This window comes from Burkholderia sp. HMSC10F09 (assembly GCF_001806955.1).
Taxonomy (GTDB): domain Bacteria; phylum Pseudomonadota; class Gammaproteobacteria; order Burkholderiales; family Burkholderiaceae; genus Burkholderia; species Burkholderia multivorans.
In genome coordinates, this window is record NZ_KV786550.1 from 1 (window position 1) to 7,535 (window position 7,535).

The following is a 7,535-nucleotide window of genomic DNA, read 5'->3' on the forward strand; positions in this document are numbered from 1 at the left end:
CCGGCCGGCCGCCGGCGGCCGCGGCACGCGCGCGGTGTTGCGACTGCCGGTCGCGCGCATCGCGGTGCAGCCGGCGGCCGCCTCCAACCACACGTAGACGGAGAGAAACCTATGAGCGACAACAATTTCCTGGTGATCGACGACAACGAGGTGTTCGCGGGCACGCTTGCACGCGGCCTCGAGCGTCGCGGCTATGCGGTCCAGCAGGCGCACGACAAGGAGACGGCGCTCAGGCTCGCCGCGGCGGGCAAATTTCAGTTCATCACCGTCGACCTGCATCTCGGCGACGATTCGGGCCTGAGCCTGATTGCACCGCTGTGCGACCTGCAGCCCGACGCGCGGATTCTCGTGCTCACCGGCTACGCGAGCATCGCGACGGCCGTGCAGGCCGTGAAGGAAGGGGCCGACAACTATCTCGCGAAGCCCGCGAACGTCGAGTCGATTCTCGCCGCACTGCAGACCAACGCGAGCGAGGTACAGGCCGAGGAAGCGATCGAGAACCCGGTCGTGCTGTCGGTCGACCGGCTCGAATGGGAACACATCCAGCGCGTGCTGGCCGAGAACAACAACAACATCTCGGCTACCGCGCGCGCGCTGAACATGCACCGCCGCACGCTCCAGCGCAAGCTCGCGAAGAAGCCGGTCCGGCAGTAAGCGGCCGCGTCGCGGCAACGCGCGCCACAGGGAAAACGGGCGGCCCCGCAAAGGGCCGCCCGTCGTTTCATCGTGCGTCGGGTGCGCCGCGCGTTACAGCACGTAGCGCGACAGATCCTCGTCCTGCGAGACTTCGCCGAGCGCACGGTCGACATACTTCGCGTCGATCGTCACGCGCTCGCCGGCGTGATTGCCGGCCGAGAACGACACTTCCTCGAGCAGCTTCTCGATCACCGTGTACAGGCGTCGCGCGCCGATGTTCTCGGTCTTCTCGTTCACCGAGTACGCGATTTCCGCGAGGCGGCGAATGCCGTCGTCCGCGAATTCGAGCTCGACGTCTTCGGTGGCGAGCAGCGCCTGGTACTGCTTGACGAGGCTCGCGTCGGTCGCGACCAGGATCGCCTCGAAGTCGTTCACCGACAGCGAGTCGAGCTCGACGCGGATCGGGAAGCGCCCCTGCAGTTCGGGGATCAGGTCGCTCGGCTTCGCGAGATGGAACGCGCCGCTCGCGATGAACAGGATGTGATCGGTCTTCACCATCCCGTACTTCGTGTTGATCGTCGTGCCTTCGACGAGCGGCAGCAGGTCGCGCTGCACGCCCTGGCGCGACACTTCGCCGCCGCTGCCTTCGTTGTTGCGCGACGTGATCTTGTCGATCTCGTCGAGGAACACGATGCCGTTCTGCTCGACGTTCTGCACGGCCTTCGTCTTCACTTCCTCGTCGTTGAGCATCTTCGCCGCTTCCTCGTCGGTCAGCAGCTTCAGCGCTTCCTTGATCTTCACCTTGCGGCGCTGCTTCTTGCCGCTGCCGAGGTTCGAGAACATCGAGCGGATCTGCTCGGTCATCTCTTCCATGCCCGGCGGCGCCATGATGTCCATCCCGACGCTCGGCTGTTCGAGATCGAGCTCGATCTCCTTGTCGTCGAGCTGGCCTTCGCGCAGGCGCTTGCGGAAGGTCTGGCGCGTCGCGTTGTTGTCGTCGTTCGCATGGTCGGCGTTGCCGCCGAAGCCGACCGCGCGCGGCTGCGGCAGCAGGATGTCGAGGATGCGGTCTTCCGCCTGATCGGTCGCCTTGCTGCGCACCTTGCGCATTTCGCTTTCGCGCGTCTGCTTGACCGAAATCTCGACGAGGTCGCGCACGATGCTGTCGACGTCGCGGCCGACATAGCCGACTTCGGTGAACTTGGTCGCTTCGATCTTGATGAACGGCGCGTCCGCCAGCTTCGCGAGGCGGCGCGCGATTTCGGTCTTGCCGACGCCCGTCGGCCCGATCATCAGGATGTTCTTCGGCGTGATTTCCTGGCGCAGCGGTTCGGCGACCTGCTGGCGGCGCCAGCGATTGCGCAGCGCGACCGCGACGGCTTTCTTCGCCTTCGCCTGGCCGATGATGTGCTTGTCGAGTTCCGAGACGATCTCGGCAGGGGTCATGGTGCTCATGGTACGGTCCTTACTCGATCGTTTCGATGACGCGGTTGTGGTTCGTGTAGATGCACATGTCGCCGGCGATCTCGAGCGACTTTTCGACGATCTCGCGCGGCGACAGCTCGGTGTTCTCCGCGAGCGCGCGCGCGGCGGCCTGCGCATACGCGCCGCCCGAGCCGATCGCGCAGATGCCGCCTTCCGGATCGAGCACGTCGCCGTTGCCGGTGATCACGAGCGTCGTGTTCGCGTCGGCCGTGATCAGCATCGCCTCGAGGCGGCGCAGCATGCGGTCGGTGCGCCAGTCCTTCGCGAGTTCGACGGCCGCGCGCGTCAGATTGCCCTGGTGCTTCTCGAGCTTCGCCTCGAAGCGGTCGAGCAGCGAGAACGCATCGGCGGTGCCGCCCGCGAATCCGACCAGAACCTGGTTGTTGTAGATCCGCCGCACTTTCCGCGCGCCACCCTTCATGACGATGTTGCCGAGGGTCACCTGGCCGTCGCCGCCGAGCGCGACCTTGTCGCCGCGCCGGACCGAAACGATGGTCGTGCCGTGAAATTGCTCCATCTGCGTTCCTTGAGAAAAACGGGGAATGAGTCGGGCGGCGCGCCGCGCCGCCGGGTGAATCGCAGTGCGCCGGGGAGCGGCCCGGCGCGCGTCCGTTTCATTTTAGGGCGGGCGCCGCGATATCAAGGGGCGGCGGCAAATCGCGCGAGCGCGAACCGGCGCCCGAAAAACAAAAAGCGCGCGGCAGGCCGCGCGCTTTCGGGAAGCAGCGTGTCGGAGCGGAACGTCGCCCGGTCAGTCGCCGAACAGCTTCTGGCGCAGCTCGCGGCGCTCCTGCGCCTCGAGCGACAGCGTCGCCGTCGGGCGCGCGAGCAGACGCGGGATGCCGATCGGTTCGCCGGTTTCCTCGCACCAGCCGTATTCGCCGGACTCGATGCGGGCGAGCGACTGCTGGACCTTCTTGAGCAGCTTGCGCTCGCGGTCGCGCGTGCGCAGCTCGAGCGCATGCTCTTCCTCGATCGTCGCGCGATCGGCAGGGTCCGGCACGATCACCGTCTCGCGAAGGTTCTCGGTCGTCTGGCCGGCGTTGTGGAGAATTTCCGCCTGCAATTGTTCGAGCCGAGCTTTGAAGAAGGCGAGCTGATCCTCATTCATGTAATCCTTGTCGCTCATCTTCAGGATTTCGGCTTCGGTCAAGAGTTTCTTCGTCATCTGCTTGCTTCTTCAATGTGCGGCAAATCAGGAGATATTGCCTGCACTTTGGGATTACCCGCAACTGCGCTTGCAATCATTTGCGATTGGCCGCTGCGGGGCCGAAAGCCTCTGGAAAACCGGTTCTCAAATACCAGGATAGGCCTGGCGCGGACCTGCGCGCGCGGCGAACCGGTGTGCTGCGTGGCAGATCGCATCGGGCGCGGCCGGTGGCGGATGGGCGATCCGGCGCGGTTGCGATGCCCGGACGATGTTCTGCAAGAACCGGGCCTGTTATTGCCGTACTCCAGCGGGCACGTATTGTAACTGAATCGCAAGCGTGCGCCGTATCGGGTCGATCCCCGTCGGCTGCGCCAATATCTAGAAAATATAACGCGCAAATCGCGAAAAAGCGATGACGGCAAAACCCTTCCCGGCAGCGGCCGCGGGCGCCGCCCGAAAGCGGCGCCGCGCCGGTGCGCGAAGGGCGCGGGCGTTACGCCAGGCAGGCGTCGAGGCCGTCGGTGATCAGGTCCTGCGGCAGGTCGACGCCGATGAACACCATCTTGTTGGTCTTCTTCTCGGCCGGCAGCCACTTCGCGGCGAGATCGCTGCCCATCATCTGGTGCACGCCCTGGAACACGACCTTGCGATCGACGCCCTTCATGTACAGCACGCCCTTGTAGCGCAGCATGCGCTCGCCGTAGATCTGCAGGATGCCGCCGAGGAAGTCCTCGAGCTTGTTCGGATCGAACGGGCGGTCGTTGCGGTACACGAACGACTTGATCTTGTCGTCGTGGTGCGCGTGGTGATGGTTGTGGTGACCATGGTCGTGATCGTGCGCGCATTGGCCGTGATCGTGATCGCAATGCGCGTGATCGTGGTCGTGATCGTGGTCGTGGTGCGCGTGATCGTCTTCGGCGAGGAAGTCCGGATCGATCTCGAGCTTCGCGTTCAGGTTGAAGCCGCGCAGGTCGAAGATTTCCTTGATGTCGGCGTCGCCGAAGTTCACGAGCTTGATCGTAGCCTTCGGGTTCATGTGCATCAGGCGGTGCTTGAGGCCCGCGACGGTCTCGTCGTCGACCAGATCCGACTTCGTGATGAACAGGCGATCGGCGAAGCCGACCTGGCGCTGCACGACTTCGTGCTCGTCGAGCTGCGCGTTCGCGTGCTTCGCGTCGACGAGCGTGATCACCGCGTCGAGCAGGAAGTCGTCGGCGATCTCGCTGTCGATGAAGAAGGTCTGCGCGACCGGGCCCGGGTTCGCGAGGCCGGTCGTCTCGATCACGATGCGGTCGAAGTCGAGCTTGCCTTCGCGCTTCTTCGCGGCGAGATCGCCGAGCGCGCGCGCCAGATCGCCGCGGATCGTGCAGCAGATGCAGCCGTTGCTCATCTGGATGATCTGCTCGTTCGTGTCCTGCACGAGGATCTCGTTGTCGATGTTCTCTTCGCCGAACTCGTTCTCGATCACGGCGATCTTCATGCCGTGATGTTCGTTCAGGATGCGCTTGAGCAGCGTCGTCTTGCCGCTGCCGAGGAAGCCGGTGAGGATGGTGACGGGAGTGGCCATGTCGGTCGCCTGTGGTTCGTGAATCGGGGTCAAAACCAGGATGTGCAACGCGCCCGCTCAGCGGGGCGCACAGCCATCCATTGAAACATATCTGTCAAGCCCGCGTCGGTCGGCCGGACGACAGAGGCGAGCATGAAGCCGTCATGCGCCGCCCGCCGCGTGCGTCGCGAGTCCGACTGCATGGCGCGCAGCGAGCGGCGGGCAGCGAGCGGCGGGCAGCGGCCCGCCGGGCCTGCCGCGTCGCACGCCGCGCGCGAAGATCGGGGCGCTTACACGACTTGCAACAGCAGCCCTTTCAAATATTCGCCTTCCGGGAACGCGGCGAGCAGCGGATGATCGACGCCCGCGCCCAGGCGCTTCAAAATCCGCGCGTCGACTTTCGCGTCGGCTGCCGCGCCCGCGACGATCTTCTGGAACAGATCCATGTCGATCGCGCCCGAGCACGAATAGGTGAACAGCAGGCCGCCCGGACGCAGCAGGCGCAACCCGCTCAGGTTGATGTCCTTGTACGCGCGCGCGGCGCGGTCCACGCTGTCGCGCGTCGGCGCGAACTTCGGCGGATCGAGCACGATCAGGTCGAAGCGCTCGCCTTCGTCGACGAGGCGGCGCAGCGTCTTGAACGCGTCGGCGTCGAGCCAGGTCGCGCGCGCCGGATCGAAGCCGTTCGCGACGACGTTCTGCTGCGCGAGCGCAAGCGCGTCGCCGGACGAGTCGATCGACACGACGCGCGTCGCGCCGCCCTTGAGCGCCGCCAGCGAAAAGCCGCCCGTGTAGCAGAAGCAGTTCAGCACGTCGCGGCCCGCGGCATGCTGCGCAACGAGCGCGCGGTTGTCGCGCTGATCGACGTAGAAGCCGGTCTTGTGGCCATTCGGCACGTCGACGTGATAGCGCACGCCGTTTTCGTCGACGATCAGCGTCGCGGGCGGCGCGTCGCCGGCCAGCACGCCGGTCGTCTGTTCGAGCCCTTCCTTGTCGCGGATCGATACGTCCGAGCGCTCGTAGACGTTCGGGCAACCGGTCGCGCCGACCAGCGCCGCGACGATCGCGTCCTTCCACGCTTCGACGCCCGCGGCCATGAACTGGCAGACGAGTTGGCCGCGCGGCGCGGCGCCGGCTTCGGCGGTGTCCGCCACGTAGTGGTCGACGATCAGGCCCGGCAGCCCGTCGGCCTCGCCGAACACGAGGCGCACGGCGCCGGTGCCCGACACCATCGCGGTGCGGTGCGCGACCGCGCGCTGCACGCGGCGCTTGAAGAACGCGTGATCGATCGGCTCGTTCTCGTCGAAGCTCCATACGCGCACGCGGATCTGCGATTGCGGGCTGTACGCGCCGCGCGCGAGAAAGCGGCCGTCGTGCGCGCGCACGACGACCGTCGCGCCCGGCGCGGGCTTGCCGTCGACGCGGTCGATCGCGTTCGCGTAGATCCACGGATGGCGGCGCAGCAGCGATTTTTCCTTGGACGGCTTCAGTGTGACGGTTTGCATGATGAATTCGAAATGGGCCGCGGGCGGAGCCGACCGTCGCCGGTCGCCGCGCGCGGCGGATAACACGGAACGCGCGTCAGTCGCGCTTCTTCGCGCGCGGATGCGCGCTGTCGTAAATCTTCGCGAGATGCTGGAAGTCGAGCGACGTGTACACCTGCGTCGCCGAGACGCTCGCATGGCCGAGCAGCTCCTGCACCGCGCGCAGGTCGCCGCTCGACTGCAGCACGTGCGTCGCGAACGAATGGCGCAGCACGTGCGGATGCACGTGCGCGGGAATGCCGGCGGCGAGTGCCGCGCGCTTCACGCGCTCGCGCACGACGCCGGGCGACATCCGGTTGCCGCGCACCGACAGGAACAGCGGATGCGGATCGTGCTTCACGAATTCGCCGCGCACCGCGAGCCACGCGTTCAGCGCGTCGATCGCCTTGCGGCCGACCGGCACCTTGCGCTCCTTGTTGCCCTTGCCGCGCACGGTCACTTCCGCTTCGGCGAGATCGAGCCAGCCGGCCGACCGGTAATCGCCGGTCTGCGTATACGCGACGTCGAGGCCGATCAGCTCGGCGAGGCGCAGGCCCGACGAATAGAACAGCTCGAGGATCGCGTGATCGCGGATGCCTTCGGTCGTATCGGCGAGCGGCGCGTCCATCAGCGCGGAGGCATCGTCGACCGACAGCGCTTTCGGCAGCGTCTTCGGCCGCTTCGGCGCGCGCACCGCGGCGACCGGATTCGCCGGCATCTCGACGCGCTGCGCGAGCCAGCGGTAGAACGCGCGCCACGCGGACAGCCGGTGCGAGATCGATCGCGCCGACAGCCCGCCCGCATGCGCACGCGCGACGGCGCCGCGTATGTCGGCCGCGACCAGCGTGTCGAGCGGGCGGCCGGCGGCGAGTTTCTTCAGCTCGTCGAGTTCGTGCGTATACGCGCGCAGCGTGTGTTCCGACAACTGCCTGACGTGCTTCAGGTTCGACAGGTAGGCGGCGATCGGATCGTCGGTCATCGCGAGCGGGGCATCAGTGCGGCAGCAGGCGCGTGAGCGCGGCGCTCGCGAGCGTCGCGATCTGCGCGAGGAAGTCGGTCGCCATGCCGTCGTGGAAGCGGCGCGGATCGGGCGAGCCAAGTACGAGCAGGCCGAACGCGGGCGCGTCGGCGCCGGCCTGCGGCGCGCGCAGCGCGAGCAGCGCGACCGATGCGGCCGCACCGTCTCCGGCCGGCG

General features: G+C 66.7%; 8 protein-coding genes. 1 reads left to right on the forward strand and 7 read right to left on the reverse strand.

Annotation, left to right across the window (positions count from 1 at the left end):
• The first annotated feature begins 111 nt into the window (after positions 1-111).
• Positions 112-654, forward strand: a complete 543-nt coding sequence (locus tag HMPREF3115_RS04205; protein WP_006402999.1) for a response regulator transcription factor — start codon at positions 112-114, stop codon at positions 652-654.
• Positions 655-747: 93 nt separating this feature from the next.
• Here the strand turns inward: HMPREF3115_RS04205 and hslU are convergent, their stop codons facing one another.
• The 7 genes from hslU to HMPREF3115_RS04240 form a co-directional block, all read right to left on the reverse strand.
• The gene (hslU, locus tag HMPREF3115_RS04210; protein ID WP_006402997.1) at positions 748-2,091 is read right to left on the reverse strand and encodes an ATP-dependent protease ATPase subunit HslU; all 1,344 of its coding nucleotides are present in this window, start codon (positions 2,089-2,091) and stop codon (positions 748-750) included.
• Positions 2,092-2,101: 10 nt separating this feature from the next.
• Positions 2,102-2,638, reverse strand: a complete 537-nt coding sequence (gene hslV / locus HMPREF3115_RS04215; RefSeq protein WP_006402996.1) for an ATP-dependent protease subunit HslV — start codon at positions 2,636-2,638, stop codon at positions 2,102-2,104.
• 234 nt (positions 2,639-2,872) lie between these two features.
• Positions 2,873-3,289: an RNA polymerase-binding protein DksA gene (dksA, locus tag HMPREF3115_RS04220; RefSeq protein WP_006402995.1), complete on the reverse strand. Its 417-nt coding sequence runs from the start codon at positions 3,287-3,289 to the stop codon at positions 2,873-2,875.
• A 475-nt stretch (positions 3,290-3,764) separates the two neighbouring features.
• Entirely contained in the window at positions 3,765-4,838 is a 1,074-nt protein-coding gene (locus tag HMPREF3115_RS04225; protein ID WP_006409693.1) for a CobW family GTP-binding protein, read from the reverse strand.
• Positions 4,839-5,107: 269 nt separating this feature from the next.
• A complete protein-coding gene (locus HMPREF3115_RS04230; RefSeq protein WP_070553489.1) occupies positions 5,108-6,322 on the reverse strand; it encodes a class I SAM-dependent rRNA methyltransferase in 1,215 nt (404 codons plus the stop codon).
• Between the two features lie 76 nt (positions 6,323-6,398).
• A complete protein-coding gene (gene xerC / locus HMPREF3115_RS04235) occupies positions 6,399-7,319 on the reverse strand; it encodes a tyrosine recombinase XerC (RefSeq protein WP_006402990.1) in 921 nt (306 codons plus the stop codon).
• Between the two features lie 13 nt (positions 7,320-7,332).
• Positions 7,333-7,535 (reverse strand): DUF484 family protein (locus tag HMPREF3115_RS04240; RefSeq protein WP_141751631.1); only part of this gene is annotated, 203 nt, incomplete at its 5' end.

What these genes read in the sequence shown, in the direction of transcription:
- hslU (WP_006402997.1), bottom strand. Translation starts at nt 2,091, where the DNA reads ATGAGCACCATGACCCCTGCCGAGATCGTCTCGGAACTCGACAAGCAC.
- hslV (WP_006402996.1), bottom strand. Translation starts at nt 2,638, where the DNA reads ATGGAGCAATTTCACGGCACGACCATCGTTTCGGTCCGGCGCGGCGAC.
- HMPREF3115_RS04230 (WP_070553489.1), bottom strand. Translation starts at nt 6,322, where the DNA reads ATGCAAACCGTCACACTGAAGCCGTCCAAGGAAAAATCGCTGCTGCGC.
- xerC (WP_006402990.1), bottom strand. Translation starts at nt 7,319, where the DNA reads ATGACCGACGATCCGATCGCCGCCTACCTGTCGAACCTGAAGCACGTC.
- HMPREF3115_RS04225 (WP_006409693.1), bottom strand. Translation starts at nt 4,838, where the DNA reads ATGGCCACTCCCGTCACCATCCTCACCGGCTTCCTCGGCAGCGGCAAG.
- dksA (WP_006402995.1), bottom strand. Translation starts at nt 3,289, where the DNA reads ATGACGAAGAAACTCTTGACCGAAGCCGAAATCCTGAAGATGAGCGAC.
- HMPREF3115_RS04205 (WP_006402999.1), top strand. Translation starts at nt 112, where the DNA reads ATGAGCGACAACAATTTCCTGGTGATCGACGACAACGAGGTGTTCGCG.